We start from the raw sequence: 16,712 nt of genomic DNA on the forward strand, positions 1-16,712 counted from the left end.
GAGTGCCATGATGAGCACCACTGAACATAGCACTACCGACAAAAATAGTTCTCCGATCCTGCTAGATGTCAAAGATCTGCGGGTTACTTTCGGCACGCCCGATGGTGATGTAACCGCAGTTAATGATCTTAATTTCTCCCTGCGTGCTGGTGAAACTTTAGGTATCGTTGGCGAGTCTGGCTCGGGTAAATCGCAAACGGCTTTCGCGCTGATGGGCCTGCTGGCTAGCAATGGCCGTATTGGCGGTTCTGCTAAATTTGACGGCCGGGAAATTCTGAATTTGCCACCACGTGAGCTTAATAAATTACGTGCCCAGCAAATTTCGATGATCTTCCAAGACCCAATGACTTCCCTTAACCCGTATATGCGGGTAGGGGAGCAGTTAATGGAAGTCTTGATGCTGCATAAACATCTGAGCAAGAGCGAAGCGTTTGAAGAGTCTGTACGTATGCTTGATGCGGTAAAAATGCCGGAAGCACGTAAACGTATGAAGATGTACCCCCACGAGTTTTCTGGTGGGATGCGCCAACGCGTGATGATCGCAATGGCATTGCTGTGTAGCCCTAAGCTGCTGATTGCCGATGAGCCAACGACTGCGCTGGACGTCACTGTTCAGGCGCAGATCATGACACTCCTCAACGAGCTGAAAGCAGAATTCAACACCGCAATTATTATGATCACCCATGATCTTGGCGTTGTCGCCGGGATCTGTGACAAAGTGCTGGTTATGTATGCCGGTCGTACCATGGAATACGGACAGGCGCGTGAAGTGTTTTACCAGCCGAGTCATCCTTATTCAATTGGTCTGCTCAATGCTGTTCCGCGTCTGGATGCGGATGGCGATGCTCTGCTGACTATCCCAGGTAACCCACCGAACCTATTGCGTTTGCCAAGCGGCTGTCCTTTCCAGCCTCGCTGCCCTTATGCAAAAGAGTTGTGCGCCACGGCTCCGCCGCTGGAGCGTTTCGGTGATGGGCGCTTGCGTGCCTGCTTTGAGCCTGTGGAGGCGCTAGTATGAGTGAAGTAACCAGTACGACCCCATCCTCTGCTGAGGAAAGAAAAGTGCTGCTCGAAGTGGCTGACCTGAAAGTCCACTTCAACATTAAAGATGGTAAGCAGTGGTTCTGGCAGCCGCCAAAAACTCTGAAAGCCGTTGATGGTGTAACGTTACGTCTGTTTGAAGGCGAAACCTTGGGCGTGGTAGGTGAGTCCGGTTGTGGAAAATCGACCTTTGCCCGTGCGCTCATTGGTTTGGTTAAAGCTACTGACGGCCGAGTTGCATGGCTTGGCAAAGACTTGCTCAATATGTCCGATAAGGAATGGCGAGCAACACGTAGCGATATTCAGATGATTTTCCAGGACCCGCTGGCGTCATTGAATCCACGTATGACCATCGGCGAAATCATTGCTGAACCGCTGCGCACTTACTACCCAAAAATGCCGCGTTCGCAGGTGAAAGATAAAGTGAAGGAGATGATGTTGAAGGTTGGCCTGTTGCCAAACCTGATCAACCGTTATCCGCACGAATTCTCCGGTGGCCAGTGCCAGCGTATCGGTATTGCACGTGCATTGATTCTGGAGCCTAAGCTGATCATCTGTGATGAACCCGTCTCAGCACTGGATGTGTCGATTCAGGCGCAGGTGGTCAATCTGCTACAGAAATTGCAGCGTGAAATGGCACTTTCACTGATCTTTATCGCGCATGATCTGGCGGTCGTTAAGCACATTTCTGACCGTGTTCTGGTGATGTATTTGGGCCATGCGGTTGAGTTAGGGACCTATGATGAGGTGTATAACAACCCTCAACATCCTTATACCCGTGCTTTGATGTCCGCAGTGCCGGTGCCAGATCCAGATAAAGAACGAAATAAAAACATTCAGTTGCTAGAAGGCGAACTGCCTTCACCGATCAATCCACCGTCGGGTTGTGTATTCCGTACGCGCTGCCCGATTGCTGGTCCAGAGTGTGCGAAAACACGGCCTCTGCTGGAGGGAAGTTTCCGCCATGCGGTTTCTTGCCTGAAGGTTGATCCACTGTAAGTTATTTGACATAACGTAAAACAAGCCCTGTTTAATAGCAGGGCTTTTTTTATATCAAAATTCAGCTTTTGTTTGGCAATATCGCTATTTTTATTTTTTTATCAGTTTGGTGGCAGAAGAAAGCATATCTACTTAAAAGATATGGTTTTTATCTATAACTTCATTATTTATAAACTTTTTTCTGTTTGGTTTGTTAAGTTGGGAGTTTGCTTTCCTATTTTTGTTGTGGTAAAAAATAGCAGACTAAAATTTTACATTAATGAGGATATTAAGCGAATCACAGGGTGTGTGGCTGAAATATTAAGTATTTATGATGACAAATAACGGATTAACCATCAGAAACTCCACAAGACAGCTTTTCCTTTCTGCAATCCTCTCCAGTGAGCACTACTGGTGTGGCGCGCTCTAGCGTCCTTCTCCCTTAACCGGTATCGATGACAGGCTTTTAGTCTTCAGTCGTCGAATCTATCGGACAAACGTATTTATTAGGTTTGGGGCTGTTTATTCCTAAACACAATGCTGTGTTGCCAGTCGAACATTCATTCTTATATAAAGCACAGCACAGAGAATAAATGACTCAAATCTGCGTTATTTGCAGTTTGGGAGAAAAATCATGATTTATTGGATCTTTTTAGCTCTAGCTATCCTGGCTGAGGTTATCGGCACACTTTCAATGAAATACGCCAGCGTCAGTGGTGGTATGACCGGGCATATTATTATGTATGTCATGATCACCAGTTCTTACGTGATGTTATCGCTGGCCATTAAGCGCGTCGCGCTCGGTGTGGCTTACGCACTGTGGGAAGGCATTGGGATCGTGTTTATTACCCTTTTCAGCGTGTTGTGGTTCGATGAGCCTATATCTCTGTTTAAAGTTTTGGGAATGGTAACGTTGATTGCCGGGATTTTATTATTGAAGTCAGGTACTCGTCGCTCACGAAAACAGGTAAACCCAAGAGGTGATGACCATGCAACAGCTTGATTGGTATCATATTGGGTTCCTGGCATTAGCCATTGTGCTGGAGATTGTCGCCAACATATTCCTGAAAATGTCGAATGGTTTTCGTAAGTTATGGATGGGCTTGCTATCCCTATTATCGGTATTAGCTGCTTTTAGTGCGTTAGCGCAGGCAGTGAAGGGGATTGATCTATCAGTCGCATATGCTTTATGGGGCGGGTTTGGGATTATTGCGACTATTGCCGCAGGCTGGGTACTGTTCGGCCAAAAACTGAATATTAAAGGCTGGATAGGATTAGTGTTACTCTTGCTCGGAATGGTGATGATTAAGCTAGCTTAATAAACATTGAAGCCCTGTTATTTTCGCAGGGCTTCACGTTGAATCATCAAGTCTGAATGCCAAGTTTCAAGGGCGTTGGATGCTTCACTCTTTCCACAAAATATGGCACAGCTTGTGATCTTTTTCGCGACACAGCAGCACGCGAGCGAACACATCGTTGATCTGTTCTCCATCTGCGTCGGCCAGTCCAATCACCACTTCAGCGAAGAAATCTGGGTTAAGATCAAAATCAACATGCTCAGCCCAATCTTCGGCAGGATCATAAAGCTCAGCGCCGCCACGCTCTTCAAACTCTAAATTGAAGATCAATATATCAGCCGGATCGAGATTATCACCAGCCAGCTCCAGGAAAATATCATAGGCTTGTTCGAGGGTTTCGTCTTCGGTCAGGCGATTATTCAGATCCATAAAATTCTCATTCATTGTGATACAACCGATAAATAAACCCTGTTCGTCTCAAGGTCTGTTAACACTTCACTGCAATACGCAAACTGCATTGCGCTATTAAAACATTCTCGCCGCTTGTTTTACAGTAACGGACTGAAAAAGTAGAACACGCGCTCAACGATGCGATGCCAGAATGGGCGTTTGAGCCACTCTTTGGGATCCAGTAAACGAGAACGAGCAATATAATCTTCTTGCACACAGGCAAGATCGGTACCAAAGCCATCATCGTCAATCACTAAAGTGATTTCAAAATTCAGCCACAGGCTGCGCATATCAAGATTGACGGTGCCGACCAGGCTGAGTTGTCCATCCACCAGAATGCTTTTCGTATGCAGCAGGCCATCTTCAAACTGATAAATTTTCACGCCCGCTTCAAGTAGCTCATTGAAGAAAGCGCGACTTGCCCAGCGTACCATCATGGAGTCATTTTTAAGCGGCATAATAATGCTAACATCTACGCCACGCAGTGCCGCAGTACAGATTGCATGCAGCAAATCATCACTGGGAACAAAATAGGGCGTTGTCATCACCAACTGTTCTCTGGCTGAATATGCTGCCGTCAACAGTGCCTGATGAATCATATCCTCTGGAAAACCGGGACCGGAGGCGATTACCTGAATAGTATGGCCACTTTCTTGCTCGAAAGGCATTTGGTTGGCTTTAGGTTCAGGCGGCAGGATCCGTTTACCTGTTTCTATTTCCCAGTCACATGAATAGACAATACCCATGGTTGTTGCCACCGGGCCTTCCATTCTGGCCATTAAATCGACCCACTGACCAACGCCTGCATCTTGTTTGAAGAAACGAGGATCAACCATGTTCATGCTGCCGGTATAAGCAACATAGTTATCAATGAGCACCATTTTACGGTGTTGACGTAAATCCATCCGCCGTAGGAATACACGGAATAAATTCACTTTAAGGGATTCGACGACTTCGATACCCGCGTTGCGCATCATGGCAGGATAGGGGCTGCGGAAGAATTGCACGCTACCAGCAGAGTCGAGCATCAGGCGACAGTGGATACCACGTCGTGATGCCGCCATCAGAGATTCAGCAACTTGATCGGCTAGCCCACCCGGCTGCCAGATATAGAACACCATCTCGATATGATGGCGCGCCAGTTCTATATCACGAATCATCGCTTTAAGCGTATCGTCACTTGTCGTCAGTAATTGCAACGAGTTGCCTTTCACCCCGGCAATGCCCTGACGGTGTTCGCACAGCTGGAACAGCGATTTGGCGATATCGCTATTTTCAGTGGCAAAAATTCGTTCAAAGTCTTTTAAATCATGCAGCCAGCGGGCAGTCGAAGGCCACATCGCCTTTGCTCTCTCAGCTCGTCGTTTGCCTAAATGCAGTTCACCAAATGACAAATAAGCAATGATCCCAACAAGTGGGATAATGTAAATGATCAGCAGCCATGCCATCGCAGAAGGCACTGTACGTCGCTTCATCAAAATGCGTAACGTGACGCCGGCAATTAACAGCCAATAACCAAATATGAGAAGCCAACTAAGTACTGTGTAAAATGTTGTCATATGGGCGAAAAATCCTATTCGCGAGCGATCTGCTTAATGTACGCAGAGTAAATCAAAGGATGAGCCTTTTATAGCCTTTTTACCAATAACCGATCGCTGTGATCGATAAATCATTATAAAAAGTACGCAAATAAAACGCCGTCTTTAAAGGTAGCCGATCTAGCCGAAAACAGAACTTGGATCGCAAATTTATCCGCTTATACTGGTCGCCAGTGTATCAAAAAGTCCTATGGCGGGACGTTGTTAAAGGAACAGGGCATGAAGAGCAGTAAGAATGAAGTGGGCCGCTGGCGCATGTTACGCCAGTCTCAGCGCCGAAGAAGCCGCTGGCTGGAAGGGCAATCAAGGCGTTACCGCCATATTTATAGAATCAGACAGATTAATCATCAGCAGCAACAGCGTTTATCGCTTTATGCGGTTATTTATGGTGGCTTACGCCACATCACATGACGGCGTTAGTCAGTATTGGAACGGAATAATGTGCCACATTTTGGGCAAACTAAGGTTGAGTTTTTTCTAACCTTTTCCCTAAGTTGCTCCGTGACTGCCTGACATCCAGGGCAAGTAACCTTAACTGTTTTCTGCGTTAGAAATTGTATTTTGTCGAAGAATGACATGAGCTATTACCTCAAAGGGTATGAGGTGACAGTCTAGCACGGTAAGATAGGGCGTGGTTAAATACTGCTCAAAGCCTGCCGCCTGTCATATTTATGGCGACGGCAGGAACACATTGCGACGTTTTGATATTATCGCTGACGAGGTAATTTACTCGTTTTTTAGAAAACGCGCTTGAAAGGCTTCACTGTCACGTTTTTATAAACACCAGCGATAGCATAAGGGTCTTTGTCGGCCCAATCTTGCGCTTCTTGCAGGTTTTCAAACTCAATAACGACCAGTGAACCACTCATTCCCGCACTACCTGGGTCTTCGCTATCAATGGCAGGCGTAGGGCCAGCCAAGGCAACGCGACCTTGATCTTTTAACGCCTGCAGACGTTCGATGTGAGCAGGGCGTGCGATTTTGCGCTTTTCCAATGAATCAGGAACATCTTCAGAATAGATAACGTAAAGCATGAATCACCTTTGAAATTATTGATGTGGTAACTGTTGTATTATCATAATGATATCGTTACCAGCATGGAGTCAATGTTTCCTAGACTATGAAGAAGGTAACAATATATAACAATGGGCAGAGCAAAAGTGCTTTGCCAACAGGTAAATAACGCTAATTTGAGAATTGTTGTCATCCCCGTATTGAATATGATTGCTATTTGCATTTAAACTTGCGGCTTCACGGGGAAAATGAATCATTATGCCGCCAAAAAAGTTTTCAATAATTCGACGCGTTACTCTGCCTGCAGCCATTTCTATCATCTTACATGGTGGCGTGATCGCTGGGCTCTTGTATGTCACGATGACGCAAAGTGCAAAGACGCCCAAACAGGAAATGCAGGTTATGAGTGTCAGCATGGTGTCACCTGCTGAACTGGCACCGCCTCCGGCACCGGCTGTACAACCGCCTCAGGTAGAACCACAGCCTGTTGTGGATGAAGTACAGCCTGAAGTGAAGCCGGAACCTGAGCCGCCGCCAAAGGCAATTGTGCTGCCGGAGCCGAAACCTAAGCCGAAACCTAAGCCGGTGAAAAAACCTGTCGAGAAGCCGAAGCCAAAAATAAAGCCGACGCCTAAGCCGGTAGAGAAAACGCAGGAGAAATCGGAGTCGACTACACCAGCGCCGGCATCTGAGAATAAACCAACTGCCAAGCCTGCTAATGCCAAACCTGTTTCACAGGCAGCAGCAGGTGTGAATACCGGGCCGCGTCCTTTGGTCAGAGGCAAGCCGCAATATCCAGCGCGCGCCTATGCATTACGTATTGAAGGGCGGGTGAAAGTTCAGTTTGACGTTGATAGCGATGGGCGCGTGGATAATATTAGAATCCTCGATGCACAACCGCGAAATATGTTTGAACGCGATGTCAGACAAGCAATGAAACGCTGGCGCTATGAGCCTAAGGCTGCGAAGGATTTAGTGGTAACACTGGTCTTCAAAATGGAAGGTGGTGGAGATGTCGAAGATTAATTTTGTCTGACGCTAACCCATTATTATTCGTTACAAAAAAGGTCGCCATCGGCGACCTTTTGTTTATATCCAGCCAAGTATTTGCACGTGACTGCTGGTTTGTGCTGACTTAATCCTCGGCAGTACCAGCAGAGTCCAAGCTAAAATTACTACGCCCGTCTGGCAACTGACGAGATTTACCTTCTTCATCAACGGCAACATAGGTAAATACAGCTTCCGTGGCGCGATAACGTTGACCAATAGGCTCAGAAGAGACTTTCTTCACCCAGACTTCAACGTTAATAGTGATAGAACTGTTGCCTGTGCGAATGCAGCGTGCGTAACAGCAAACAACATCACCGACTGCGACAGGTTTTAAGAAAGTCATACCGTCAACACGGACAGTCACCACGCGGCCACGAGCAATCTCTTTGGCTTGAATCGCGCCGCCAATGTCCATTTGCGACATTAACCAACCGCCGAAAATATCACCGTTGGCGTTAGTATCAGCAGGCATGGCCAGAGTACGCAGGACCATTTCACCATTGGGGAGACTTGAGACATCGTTCATATTGTTTGCTTCACAATGAAAACATCAAAAAATTACGACTCACTACTTAACCGTGAGTCACCTTGGCGTTAGCGCTATTGTTTTTCTTCCGGCATATGCCGAAAAATGTATATTCCGCTAAGCAGCGTAAAGACCAGAGTTAAAATTGTCAGACCAAATACTTTGAAATCAATCCACAAATCTTCTGATAGCCAGAAAGCCACATAGATATTGAGCAAAGAACAAACCAAGAAGAAGATGGCCCAGGCAAAATTGAGCTTGTTCCAAACATTATCTGGCAGAGTCAGCTCTTTACCCAACATGCGTTGAATAAGGGGTTTTTTAAGAACCAATTGACTGACCAGCAGTGCGCCGGAGAACAACACATAGATCACCGACACTTTCCATTTAATAAATACCGGATTATGGAATACCAGTGTGAGGGTACCGAAAACAGCTACCATCACAAAGGTGATTAGTGTCATTTTCTCTACCTTGCGATATTTTACCCACGTAAAGATCAACGCTAATGCAGTAGCGGCAATCAGGGCACCGGATGCGACGTAGATGTCATAAAGTTTATAAAAAACAAAAAAAACGATCAGGGGTAGAAAATCGAGAAGCTGCTTCATACTTAATTCCATGTTTTATGTATGTTCTGACTATACCGGATTCAATTCCAGCTGTGTACCGTACTCACCGCGCAATCAGGGTGTTTTCGCGCTGATAACGGCTGGATGAAATCTCTTTTTACACATCCTGACACTTAAGCTGAGTCCTATTCACAGAACAAAAGAAAAGGGCGCAGATGCGCCCTTAATCGTACTGATTAAAAAATTAACCGCGTAGTTTGCTATAAAGACGATAGAGATAGATAAGCAGGAACGCAGAAAGGAAATTGCTAAGTGTGCTAAGCACGACTTCGGCAACTTCAGGGCCAAGGAATTGCAGATGATGCACGGCAACGCCCACCAGTATTTCGCTGGCAATCCACATCATAATCGCTGGAACGACCAATCGTGCATTGGAAAAGGTCAATTTGGCACTGATTTTTATCGACTTGAATATGCCGATATTATCGCTGACGGTGATCACCGGTGACAGAGATAAGATGATCATCAGTATTACGCCAGGTGCAATCAGCAACACGAACCCAAAGGATGTCAGGAAACTGACAATAATCATCAACAGAGCCAGTCGAGGTAAAACAGGCGCTGACAGGCCGATGCAGCGAAGCGCGCTGGTTCGTGTTCCTTGAGACACTAAGCGGATCAACGTCATGATGCCGCCGATCAATAGAACGTTACCAACCAAACTTGAAAAAGTTCCAGATGCTGATTTTTTCAATATCAACATCTGTTGTTCTGGGCTCATTTGTTGCATAGCCTGGAACATGCTGATCCCAGAGGTCTGATTGAGATCATTGATACTGGCATTGAGGAGGCTTATCTGATCGCTATCTGGGGCAAAAGCGTGATTTAAAATGACGGCAATAAATGCGGTCAACAACGATATCAGTACAACGCTACCGAGTTGATTTCGCAAAAAATTGTAACTGTCACGGTACAATGTACTGGCCGTGATAGGCATGAAGGCTCCTTGGTCTTATAAACAGAAGGTACTCAGGCGTGGATTGTACCTGTAATTCATGACGCTGGCACCCCGCGGCTGCTATCTGCTTCTAATTCTTATGTTATAACCCGCACATCTTGGGCTAAAAGATCGGCAAGAACATTGTCTGTGCTCATTAATGGAGGAAGTCCGTAGCGAGCCCTGGCTCTATCGCAAGCCTCATTGCCCACATCGTTTAATCCTGATTGATCGAATTCTCTGCAGGGTGTCGGTCTATTGAGATAGATAGAACAAGATACCGATTGACCAATCTCACCTTCAAGCGCGGTACAACGAGGCAAGCGTGAATTTGTCCCTTGCATACAGCTTAAAAAGGGGGTGACTTGCTCAGTTAATGCTTGCGGCACAACACCCCCGGCAGCATCTGATTCAGCCCAATAAAATGAAACGCGGAAATAGGCGCAACATGCGCCACATGAGACACAAGGGTTGTTAATTTCGCTCATCTTGGATAGCCACCGACTCCTCACGGCACCAAACCAAAACCAACACAGATAAGCAAATTACTCAGGCGAAAAAAAATTATCAATAGCAATTTGTGTCCAGATTCATCCAATAAAATTTTCGACAAAAACCACCATTTTTGATGCAGATCAAGCGCAGTGTTTTTAATCAGTTAGAAAGAAACCTTACCAGTGCAATTTCAGCACTTTTCCTTTAAATAGGGGGCATTGAGACGAGCTAGTCATTGGGGAGTGCCGTTTATCGTCTCGACATTAACTCACACAAAAGGATGGTGTAATGAAAGCAGCTTATTGGGCATTAATCGCCGCAGCGATGGTACCAGCAGTGGCAAATGCGAATCAGGCGGGTGATGTGATTGTACGTGCAGGGGTAGCGACAGTCAGGCCATCAACTAACTCACCAAGCGTATTAGGTTCGCTTGGTTCATTCCACGCCAGCAACAATACCCAGATGGGATTAACGCTCGGTTACATGTGGACTGACAATATCGGAACGGAACTGCTTGCTGCAACGCCTTTCCGCCATAAAATCGGCCTTAATGGCATGGGCACGCTGGCAACCTCTCGACAATTGCCGCCGGCTTTAATGGCCCAATACTACTTCCGTAGTAAAGAAGACAAAATTCGCCCTTATCTAGGGGCGGGTGTGAACTATACCTATTTCTACAATTCTCACTTCAACCAAACCGGCAGAGATGCGGGGCTTAGCGATCTGAGCATGAAGCATTCATGGGGCTTTGCAGCGCAAGCAGGGGTAGATTACAACATTGATCCAGATTGGTTGGTCAACGCTTCTGTATGGTGGATGGATATTGATACCGATGTGAGTTTCAATGCTGGTGGTGAACGTCATACCGTTAGCACACAGCTTAACCCTTGGGTATTTATGTTCTCAGTGGGTTACAAGTTCTAAGATGTGCTTTCTGATGTGATGCTTCGATTGGCGCGGTAGTGAAAATTGCGGTAATCGGGAAAAGATAAAGGCGCTCTGATAGCGCCTTTGTTGATCATAAAAAGAGGGCATTACTTAATTCGCATATCGTTCTCAACTGAACGTACGCCCGCCACACCGCGTGTGACATTAACGGCCTTATTCGCCTCTACGCTAGATGAGACAAACCCACTCAATTGCACGCGACCTTTGAAGGTTTCGACGCCAATCTCTCTTGATCTGATCTCTTTATCTGCCAGTAATGCTGACTTCACTTTAGTCGTCACCACGGTATCGTCGATATAGCCACCTGTTCCTTCCGATTTTGATGTCGGAGCACAGGCTGCAAGGGTTGTCACTACAACAGCAGCCATACATAAGGCAGACAGGCTTTTAAATAGCTTCATAACTTACTCTCCATGCAATGTTGTAAGAAACCAAACGTTCTCTTTTATTTGATGACAAGACGTCAAAGATATCATCCCGTTGCAGCCAGATATGGCGCAATAATGCTCGGGTCTGCTAATTGTGGTAGATGAAGGGCAGATATACAATTTTTGGCGGTAAAATAGAATGGAGAGCATAAAAAAGCCTTATTTATCATAAATAAGGCTTTTTGTTTATTACGTTTAAGAGCTGAACTCGATTAGCGGCGGGTTGCAGCTTTCATATCGGTAACAAAACGAGAGAGTTGAGCCAACATTTCAGCGGGCTGCTCTACGTTATTCTCGATGATACGTACGATAGCAGAACCAGAAATTGCGCCGGCTGCACCGGCCGCTAGCGCTTCTTTCACCTGCGAGGGTTCAGAAATGCCAAAGCCTTGCAACGCAGGGGCAGCGTTAAATTCTTTTAACTTATCGACCAAGTGCTTGAGTGGCTTGCTGGCACGACTTTCGGTTCCTGTCACACCTGCGCGTGACAGCAGATAAGTATAAGCACGTCCGTGGGAGGCAATCTCACGCAGCAAATCATCATCGGCATTCGGCGGGCAAATAAAGATTGGCGCAATACCGTGGCGCATAGCGGAGGCGCGGAAAGGCGCAGACTCTTCTAATGGCGCATCGGCAACCAGCACCGAATCGACACCAACATCAACACAACGTTGATAGAAAGTATCAATACCGTCGTGGAATACCAAATTAGCGTACATCAGCAGGCCAATTGGGATCTCAGGATGTTTGCCACGGATAATCGCTAGCATCTCGAAACAGCGCGCTGGCGTAATACCGGCTTTAAATGCTCGCAGATTGGCACTTTGAATGGTTGGACCATCGGCCAGCGGATCTGAGAAGGGAATACCCAGCTCAAGCGCGTCAGCACCGGCTTCAATTAAGGTATCGATAATCGCTAATGACTGCTCAAAACTTGGGTCGCCGAGGGTGACGAACGGAACAAAAGCGCCTTCTTTTCTGCTGTCCAGGCGGTTAAACAGTTGTTGATAGCGTTCCATCAGATTTCTCCCCGAGCGGACAGGATGTCATGTACGGTAAATATGTCTTTATCGCCGCGGCCTGAAAGATTGACCACCAGAATCTGTTCTTTCTCAGGATCTTCTTTGATAAGTTTCAGCGCATAAGCCAGAGCGTGTGAAGATTCCAGAGCTGGGATAATCCCTTCCTGGCGCGATAGAGCTTTGAACGCTTCAAGTGCTTCATCATCGGTAATGGAGACATAATCCGCACGACCAATACTGTTCAAATAAGCATGCTGTGGTCCGACAGATGGGAAATCAAGACCGGCAGAAATAGAGTAGGACTCTTCAATCTGGCCATCTTCGGTCTGCATCATTGGTGATTTCATGCCGAAATAGATGCCAACTGGCGCATGTTTAAGCGGTGCGCCGTGTTGACCGGTTTCGATGCCCAAGCCTGCTGGTTCAACACCAATTAAGCGAACAGAAGGATCGTCGATAAAATCAGCAAACATCCCGATAGCATTAGACCCGCCGCCTACACAAGCAATCACCGCATCTGGCAGACAGCCTTCGCGCTCTTGCATCTGCGCTTTGGTCTCTTCACTGATCATGCGCTGGAACTCACGCACGATAGTCGGATATGGATGCGGGCCTGCTGCGGTACCTAACATATAGTGAGATGTCTCGTAGCTGCCAGACCAATCGCGCAGTGCTTCATTACACGCATCTTTCAGCGTTGCAGAACCGCTGTGTACCGGGATCACTTCAGCCCCCATCAAACGCATGCGGAATACGTTTGGTGATTGACGTTCAACGTCTTTCGCACCCATGTAAATACGGCATTTCAAACCGAGCAGGGCACAAGCCAGAGCAGAGGCGACGCCGTGTTGGCCAGCGCCGGTTTCTACGATGACTTCTTTTTTCCCCATGCGTTTAGCCAACAGCGCCTGGCCTAAAACCTGGTTGGTTTTATGCGCACCGCCATGCACCAAATCTTCACGCTTGAGATACAGCTTAGTTTTGGTCCCGGCGGCCAAATTTTTACACAGGGTCAATGCAGTAGGGCGACCCGCGTAGTTTTTCAGCAAATCGATAAATTCAGCCTGAAACTCTGGGTCCAACTGAGCGCTAACGAAGGCATCTTCGAGTTGATTTAATGCAGGTACCAGAATTTGTGGCACATACATGCCACCAAATTCACCAAAGTACGGATTAAGTCTTGTCATTTAACGAGTCCTAAATATCAATTATTGCGTCGGCCTGAAAAGGTTTGTATTTAGCAGACCAAAGCAAGAGGAAAATGAATCAATAAGCGCGCAGCGTTTGGAACACCGCGTTTATTTTAGCCGCATCTTTAATACCCGGTTGGCTCTCTACGCCAGAGTTAAAGTCCAGGCCTGCGCAGCCTAACTGAGCGGCTTGTACACAATTGTGTGCGCCAAGACCGCCAGCCAACAGTACATCATGCAAATCTGCGCCTGCCAATATGCTCCAATCGAAGGAGTGACCAGTGCCACCATTGCCGTTATCTAACACATAGCGCGTGACATGTTGCAGGTCGCGAGCTGGAAGCCGGTCTTTGACGCTTAAGGCTTTCCATATTTGGCAAGATGCGGGAAGGATCTCACGTAAAGTGTTGATGTATTCCTGATCTTCATGACCGTGTAACTGAACGGCAAACAAGTTCAGCTCCTTGGCAATACCGACAACTTCAGCAACGGGTTGATTGCGGAAGACGCCAACATATTTCAATGCGGCACCGGCTTGTACAGTTTTTGCCTGGCTCGCATCGACATAACGTGGCGAGCTGGAGACAAAAATCAAACCGCCGTATATCGCGCCTGCCTGATAAGCGGTATTGGCATCTTCGGCACGAGTCAGCCCACAGACTTTATTGTCGCCTAGGGTGACGCGGCGCACTGCACCAGCCAAATCGGCTTCTGCCATTAAGGCGCTGCCAATCAGAAAGCCATTGGCAAAACGGCTTAACTCACGAATTTGCGCATAGTTATTAATGCCCGACTCACTGATCACTGTCACGCCGTGTGGCGCGAGCGGGGCCAGTTGACGCGTTGTATCAAGGTTAATTGATAAGTCACGTAAGTCGCGATTATTGATGCCGATAACCTTGGCTTTTAACGCGATAGCACGTTGCATCTCTTCTTCATTACTGGCTTCGGTTAATACACCCATATCCAGGCTGTGAGCGACAGCTGCCAACTGGATATACTGCTCATCGTTGAGTACAGAGAGCATCAACAGCACGGCATCTGCTTGATAAAAACGCGCCAGGTAGATTTGGTAAGGGTCAATGATAAAGTCTTTGCATAGCACGGGCTGGGTTACGACTGCACTGACTAAGGGTAGAAAATCGAAACTACCCTGGAAATATTTTTCATCAGTAAGTACAGAAACTGCCGAAGCATAGTCTTTGTAAACGCCCGCAATCTCGGCAGGATCAAAATTGTCACGGATCTTGCCTTTCGACGGTGAGGCTTGCTTGCACTCTAAAATAAAGACGCTCTTAGTACCTTGCAGTGCATGATAAAAAGCACGCTGGCTCGGCTGTATTTGCTGCTCAAAACTGGATAAAGGCTGCTGTAATTTACGTGATGCTACCCACGTTTCCTTGTCGCGAACAATCTTATGAAGCACTGTTTCTTGTTGCATCACTTACTTATCCTCTTGCTGCCAGTGCCTTAACGCGTTGGTAAGGCTCCCCACTACGAATAACGGCTAATGCCTGTTGAGCATTTTGCTTTAAATCTTCTTGGCCAAAAAGACGTAGTAACATCGCCACATTGGCGGCTACCGCGGCTTCATGGGCCGGAGCGCCTTTACCTTGTAACAAGCGTGCCAGAATGTCACGATTTTCTTCCGGTTCACCGCCTTTCAACGCTGATAGCGGATAGGAATCCAGCCCAAAGTCTTGTGGGGTTAATTCATAGGTCTCAATGTGACCGTTTTTCAACTCGGCCACTTGCGTTGGCGCGTGAATAGCGACTTCATCCATACCCGCGCCGTGAACCACTGCCGCACGTTGATAACCGAGAGTACGCAGGGTTTCAGCAATAGGTTTTACTAATTCAGGGCTATAAACCCCAATCAGCGCCAGCGACGGACGAGCCGGGTTAATCAATGGGCCAAGCACATTAAATAGCGTACGGGTTTTGAGCGCTTTGCGTACCGGCATCGCATGGCGGAAGCCTTTGTGGTACTGCGGTGCAAACAAGAAACACACGCCCAATTCGTCCAACGCCGCACGCGATTGCTCTGCTGGCATATCTAATTGGATGCCGAAGGCCGCCAGCAAGTCTGAAGAACCAGAACGGCTGGACACGCTGCGATTGCCGTGTTTGGCAATACGCGCGCCGCAGCTAGCGGCAACAAACGCGCTGGCGGTAGAAATATTAATGCTGTTAGTGCCATCACCACCGGTTCCAACGATATCAGCAAACGCATAGTCCGGCTGTGGGAACGGCTCAGCATCGGCCAGCAGGGCTTGAGCGGCGCCGGCAATTTCAGCCGGCTGCTCTCCGCGTACTTTCATGGCAATTAGCGCCGCTGCCAACTGCTCAGGCTCGAGTTCACCTTTAATAATGGCCGAAAACAGTTGTTGGCTCTCTGCTTGGGTCATCACTTCGGCGCGATACAGTTTTTCCAGCGTTTCACCGACAGCATTGCTGACAGATTTGGGCTGCACAGCGGCGGGTGATTGAATTGTTGATTGTAAGCTCATAATGATTCCTCCTCCTTACGCCAACGCCCAGGCCAATGTTTGTTCTAGCAAGCGGGCACCTTGAGAGGTCAGAATTGACTCTGGGTGGAACTGAAAACCACAAACACGATCCGCATCGTGGCGTACGGCCATTACCATCTCGCCAAATCGCGCGTTAATGGTCAATTCTTCAGGTAGTTGGCTACCGACCAGCGAATGGTAGCGTGCTACTGGCAGCGGATTATTCATTCCGGCAAACATGCCTTGGTTATCGTGAGTAATTGATGACGCTTTACCGTGCAGGATCTCACCGGCTTGTCCAACATGGCCGCCGTAAGCTTCGACGATAGCCTGATGACCTAAGCAAATACCAATAATTGGCAACTGCCCACGCAAGCGCTGTAACAACTCTGGCATACAGCCAGCATCACTTGGTGCGCCGGGGCCCGGGGATAACATCAGCACCGGATTTTCCATCTGACTGAGTTTTTCAATGATGGTATCAGCAGGCATAATATTGCGGTAAATCACCACCTGATGGCCGCTAGCGCGCAGCTGATCAACCAAGTTATAAGTAAATGAATCGACGTTATCGAGAAGTAGAATATCGGCCATC

General features: G+C 47.5%; 21 protein-coding genes. 7 read left to right on the forward strand and 14 right to left on the reverse strand.

Going from position 1 to position 16,712, the window contains the following annotated elements; translation table 11 throughout:
• The first annotated feature begins 10 nt into the window (after nucleotides 1–10).
• The 4 genes from ACL9RG_RS19865 to mdtI all read left to right on the forward strand — a co-directional run bounded on the left by ACL9RG_RS19865 (nucleotide 11) and on the right by mdtI (nucleotide 3,338).
• Nucleotides 11–1,018 (forward strand): ABC transporter ATP-binding protein, encoded by a 1,008-nt coding sequence (locus ACL9RG_RS19865; protein ID WP_422794441.1) that lies wholly within the window; start codon nucleotides 11–13, stop codon nucleotides 1,016–1,018.
• The gene (gene oppF / locus ACL9RG_RS19870; protein ID WP_422794374.1) at nucleotides 1,015–2,040 is read left to right on the forward strand and encodes a murein tripeptide/oligopeptide ABC transporter ATP binding protein OppF; all 1,026 of its coding nucleotides are present in this window, start codon (nucleotides 1,015–1,017) and stop codon (nucleotides 2,038–2,040) included. The genes ACL9RG_RS19865 and oppF overlap by 4 nt, the downstream gene beginning before the upstream one ends.
• A gap of 613 nt (nucleotides 2,041–2,653) precedes the next feature.
• The gene (gene mdtJ, locus ACL9RG_RS19875; RefSeq protein WP_422794375.1) at nucleotides 2,654–3,022 is read left to right on the forward strand and encodes a multidrug/spermidine efflux SMR transporter subunit MdtJ; all 369 of its coding nucleotides are present in this window, start codon (nucleotides 2,654–2,656) and stop codon (nucleotides 3,020–3,022) included.
• The gene (gene mdtI, locus ACL9RG_RS19880) at nucleotides 3,009–3,338 is read left to right on the forward strand and encodes a multidrug/spermidine efflux SMR transporter subunit MdtI (protein WP_422794376.1); all 330 of its coding nucleotides are present in this window, start codon (nucleotides 3,009–3,011) and stop codon (nucleotides 3,336–3,338) included. The genes mdtJ and mdtI overlap by 14 nt, the downstream gene beginning before the upstream one ends.
• 84 nt (nucleotides 3,339–3,422) lie before the next feature.
• On the opposite strand, the gene ACL9RG_RS19885 is transcribed toward mdtI, so the two are convergent.
• Both ACL9RG_RS19885 and cls read right to left on the reverse strand, forming a co-directional pair.
• Nucleotides 3,423–3,746, reverse strand: coding sequence for an HI1450 family dsDNA-mimic protein (locus ACL9RG_RS19885; RefSeq protein ID WP_422794377.1), 324 nt, complete (start codon nucleotides 3,744–3,746; stop codon nucleotides 3,423–3,425).
• 119 nt (nucleotides 3,747–3,865) lie between these two features.
• Nucleotides 3,866–5,326, reverse strand: coding sequence for a cardiolipin synthase (gene cls / locus ACL9RG_RS19890; protein ID WP_422794378.1), 1,461 nt, complete (start codon nucleotides 5,324–5,326; stop codon nucleotides 3,866–3,868).
• Nucleotides 5,327–5,584: 258 nt separating this feature from the next.
• Between cls and ACL9RG_RS19895 the strand changes: the two genes are divergently transcribed.
• Nucleotides 5,585–5,776, forward strand: a complete 192-nt coding sequence (locus ACL9RG_RS19895; protein WP_422794379.1) for a YciY family protein — start codon at nucleotides 5,585–5,587, stop codon at nucleotides 5,774–5,776.
• Between the two features lie 5 nt (nucleotides 5,777–5,781).
• Here ACL9RG_RS19895 and ACL9RG_RS19900 read toward each other — a convergent pair whose 3' ends face one another.
• Both ACL9RG_RS19900 and ACL9RG_RS19905 read right to left on the reverse strand, forming a co-directional pair.
• Complete coding sequence (locus ACL9RG_RS19900; protein WP_422794380.1) at nucleotides 5,782–5,943, reverse strand: YnfU family zinc-binding protein; 162 nt, start codon at nucleotides 5,941–5,943, stop codon at nucleotides 5,782–5,784.
• A 159-nt stretch (nucleotides 5,944–6,102) separates the two neighbouring features.
• Nucleotides 6,103–6,399 (reverse strand): YciI family protein, encoded by a 297-nt coding sequence (locus ACL9RG_RS19905; RefSeq protein WP_422794381.1) that lies wholly within the window; start codon nucleotides 6,397–6,399, stop codon nucleotides 6,103–6,105.
• A gap of 238 nt (nucleotides 6,400–6,637) precedes the next feature.
• Between ACL9RG_RS19905 and ACL9RG_RS19910 the strand changes: the two genes are divergently transcribed.
• Complete coding sequence (locus ACL9RG_RS19910; protein ID WP_422794382.1) at nucleotides 6,638–7,405, forward strand: energy transducer TonB; 768 nt, start codon at nucleotides 6,638–6,640, stop codon at nucleotides 7,403–7,405.
• Nucleotides 7,406–7,514: 109 nt separating this feature from the next.
• Here ACL9RG_RS19910 and yciA read toward each other — a convergent pair whose 3' ends face one another.
• From yciA to ACL9RG_RS19930, 4 genes are all read right to left on the reverse strand, one after another.
• Nucleotides 7,515–7,955 (reverse strand): acyl-CoA thioester hydrolase YciA, encoded by a 441-nt coding sequence (yciA, locus tag ACL9RG_RS19915; RefSeq protein WP_422794383.1) that lies wholly within the window; start codon nucleotides 7,953–7,955, stop codon nucleotides 7,515–7,517.
• A 74-nt stretch (nucleotides 7,956–8,029) separates the two neighbouring features.
• Nucleotides 8,030–8,566, reverse strand: coding sequence for a septation protein A (locus ACL9RG_RS19920; protein WP_422794384.1), 537 nt, complete (start codon nucleotides 8,564–8,566; stop codon nucleotides 8,030–8,032).
• A 205-nt stretch (nucleotides 8,567–8,771) separates the two neighbouring features.
• The gene (locus tag ACL9RG_RS19925) at nucleotides 8,772–9,524 is read right to left on the reverse strand and encodes a YciC family protein (RefSeq protein ID WP_422794385.1); all 753 of its coding nucleotides are present in this window, start codon (nucleotides 9,522–9,524) and stop codon (nucleotides 8,772–8,774) included.
• A gap of 98 nt (nucleotides 9,525–9,622) precedes the next feature.
• Nucleotides 9,623–10,012: a YkgJ family cysteine cluster protein gene (locus ACL9RG_RS19930; RefSeq protein WP_422794386.1), complete on the reverse strand. Its 390-nt coding sequence runs from the start codon at nucleotides 10,010–10,012 to the stop codon at nucleotides 9,623–9,625.
• Nucleotides 10,013–10,307: 295 nt separating this feature from the next.
• Here ACL9RG_RS19930 and ompW point away from each other — a divergent pair, with 295 nt between their 5' ends.
• A complete protein-coding gene (gene ompW, locus ACL9RG_RS19935; RefSeq protein ID WP_422794387.1) occupies nucleotides 10,308–10,943 on the forward strand; it encodes an outer membrane protein OmpW in 636 nt (211 codons plus the stop codon).
• A 110-nt stretch (nucleotides 10,944–11,053) separates the two neighbouring features.
• On the opposite strand, the gene ACL9RG_RS19940 is transcribed toward ompW, so the two are convergent.
• The 6 genes from ACL9RG_RS19940 to ACL9RG_RS19965 all read right to left on the reverse strand — a co-directional run bounded on the left by ACL9RG_RS19940 (nucleotide 11,054) and on the right by ACL9RG_RS19965 (nucleotide 16,711).
• A complete protein-coding gene (locus ACL9RG_RS19940; RefSeq protein ID WP_422794388.1) occupies nucleotides 11,054–11,368 on the reverse strand; it encodes a BON domain-containing protein in 315 nt (104 codons plus the stop codon).
• Nucleotides 11,369–11,607: 239 nt separating this feature from the next.
• Nucleotides 11,608–12,414: a tryptophan synthase subunit alpha gene (gene trpA, locus ACL9RG_RS19945; protein ID WP_422794389.1), complete on the reverse strand. Its 807-nt coding sequence runs from the start codon at nucleotides 12,412–12,414 to the stop codon at nucleotides 11,608–11,610.
• On the reverse strand, nucleotides 12,414–13,604 hold the full coding sequence (gene trpB, locus ACL9RG_RS19950; protein ID WP_422794390.1) for a tryptophan synthase subunit beta: 1,191 nt from the start codon (nucleotides 13,602–13,604) through the stop codon (nucleotides 12,414–12,416). The genes trpA and trpB overlap by 1 nt, the downstream gene beginning before the upstream one ends.
• 79 nt (nucleotides 13,605–13,683) lie before the next feature.
• Nucleotides 13,684–15,048: a bifunctional indole-3-glycerol-phosphate synthase TrpC/phosphoribosylanthranilate isomerase TrpF gene (gene trpCF / locus ACL9RG_RS19955; RefSeq protein WP_422794391.1), complete on the reverse strand. Its 1,365-nt coding sequence runs from the start codon at nucleotides 15,046–15,048 to the stop codon at nucleotides 13,684–13,686.
• 7 nt (nucleotides 15,049–15,055) lie between these two features.
• Nucleotides 15,056–16,117 carry an anthranilate phosphoribosyltransferase gene (trpD, locus tag ACL9RG_RS19960; protein ID WP_422794392.1) on the reverse strand — a complete coding sequence of 354 codons (1,062 nt, stop codon included), beginning with the start codon at nucleotides 16,115–16,117 and terminating at the stop codon, nucleotides 15,056–15,058.
• A 15-nt stretch (nucleotides 16,118–16,132) separates the two neighbouring features.
• Nucleotides 16,133–16,711: a glutamine amidotransferase-related protein gene (locus tag ACL9RG_RS19965; protein ID WP_422794393.1), complete on the reverse strand. Its 579-nt coding sequence runs from the start codon at nucleotides 16,709–16,711 to the stop codon at nucleotides 16,133–16,135.
• Nucleotide 16,712: the final 1 nt, after the last annotated feature.

It is taken from the genome of Rouxiella sp. Mn2063 (assembly GCF_049319665.1).
GTDB lineage: Bacteria > Pseudomonadota > Gammaproteobacteria > Enterobacterales > Enterobacteriaceae > JBMOUD01.

Coding starts and splice junctions, on each gene's coding strand:
- cls (WP_422794378.1), bottom strand. CDS start 5,326: ATGACAACATTTTACACAGTACTTAGTTGGCTTCTCATATTTGGTTAT.
- ACL9RG_RS19930 (WP_422794386.1), bottom strand. CDS start 10,012: ATGAGCGAAATTAACAACCCTTGTGTCTCATGTGGCGCATGTTGCGCC.
- ACL9RG_RS19865 (WP_422794441.1), top strand. CDS start 11: ATGAGCACCACTGAACATAGCACTACCGACAAAAATAGTTCTCCGATC.
- ACL9RG_RS19920 (WP_422794384.1), bottom strand. CDS start 8,566: ATGAAGCAGCTTCTCGATTTTCTACCCCTGATCGTTTTTTTTGTTTTT.
- trpD (WP_422794392.1), bottom strand. CDS start 16,117: ATGAGCTTACAATCAACAATTCAATCACCCGCCGCTGTGCAGCCCAAA.
- ACL9RG_RS19940 (WP_422794388.1), bottom strand. CDS start 11,368: ATGAAGCTATTTAAAAGCCTGTCTGCCTTATGTATGGCTGCTGTTGTA.
- mdtI (WP_422794376.1), top strand. CDS start 3,009: ATGCAACAGCTTGATTGGTATCATATTGGGTTCCTGGCATTAGCCATT.
- ompW (WP_422794387.1), top strand. CDS start 10,308: ATGAAAGCAGCTTATTGGGCATTAATCGCCGCAGCGATGGTACCAGCA.
- mdtJ (WP_422794375.1), top strand. CDS start 2,654: ATGATTTATTGGATCTTTTTAGCTCTAGCTATCCTGGCTGAGGTTATC.
- trpB (WP_422794390.1), bottom strand. CDS start 13,604: ATGACAAGACTTAATCCGTACTTTGGTGAATTTGGTGGCATGTATGTG.
- ACL9RG_RS19925 (WP_422794385.1), bottom strand. CDS start 9,524: ATGCCTATCACGGCCAGTACATTGTACCGTGACAGTTACAATTTTTTG.
- oppF (WP_422794374.1), top strand. CDS start 1,015: ATGAGTGAAGTAACCAGTACGACCCCATCCTCTGCTGAGGAAAGAAAA.
- trpCF (WP_422794391.1), bottom strand. CDS start 15,048: ATGCAACAAGAAACAGTGCTTCATAAGATTGTTCGCGACAAGGAAACG.
- ACL9RG_RS19885 (WP_422794377.1), bottom strand. CDS start 3,746: ATGGATCTGAATAATCGCCTGACCGAAGACGAAACCCTCGAACAAGCC.
- trpA (WP_422794389.1), bottom strand. CDS start 12,414: ATGGAACGCTATCAACAACTGTTTAACCGCCTGGACAGCAGAAAAGAA.
- ACL9RG_RS19895 (WP_422794379.1), top strand. CDS start 5,585: ATGAAGAGCAGTAAGAATGAAGTGGGCCGCTGGCGCATGTTACGCCAG.
- ACL9RG_RS19900 (WP_422794380.1), bottom strand. CDS start 5,943: ATGTCATTCTTCGACAAAATACAATTTCTAACGCAGAAAACAGTTAAG.
- ACL9RG_RS19910 (WP_422794382.1), top strand. CDS start 6,638: ATGCCGCCAAAAAAGTTTTCAATAATTCGACGCGTTACTCTGCCTGCA.
- ACL9RG_RS19905 (WP_422794381.1), bottom strand. CDS start 6,399: ATGCTTTACGTTATCTATTCTGAAGATGTTCCTGATTCATTGGAAAAG.
- ACL9RG_RS19965 (WP_422794393.1), bottom strand. CDS start 16,711: ATGGCCGATATTCTACTTCTCGATAACGTCGATTCATTTACTTATAAC.
- yciA (WP_422794383.1), bottom strand. CDS start 7,955: ATGAACGATGTCTCAAGTCTCCCCAATGGTGAAATGGTCCTGCGTACT.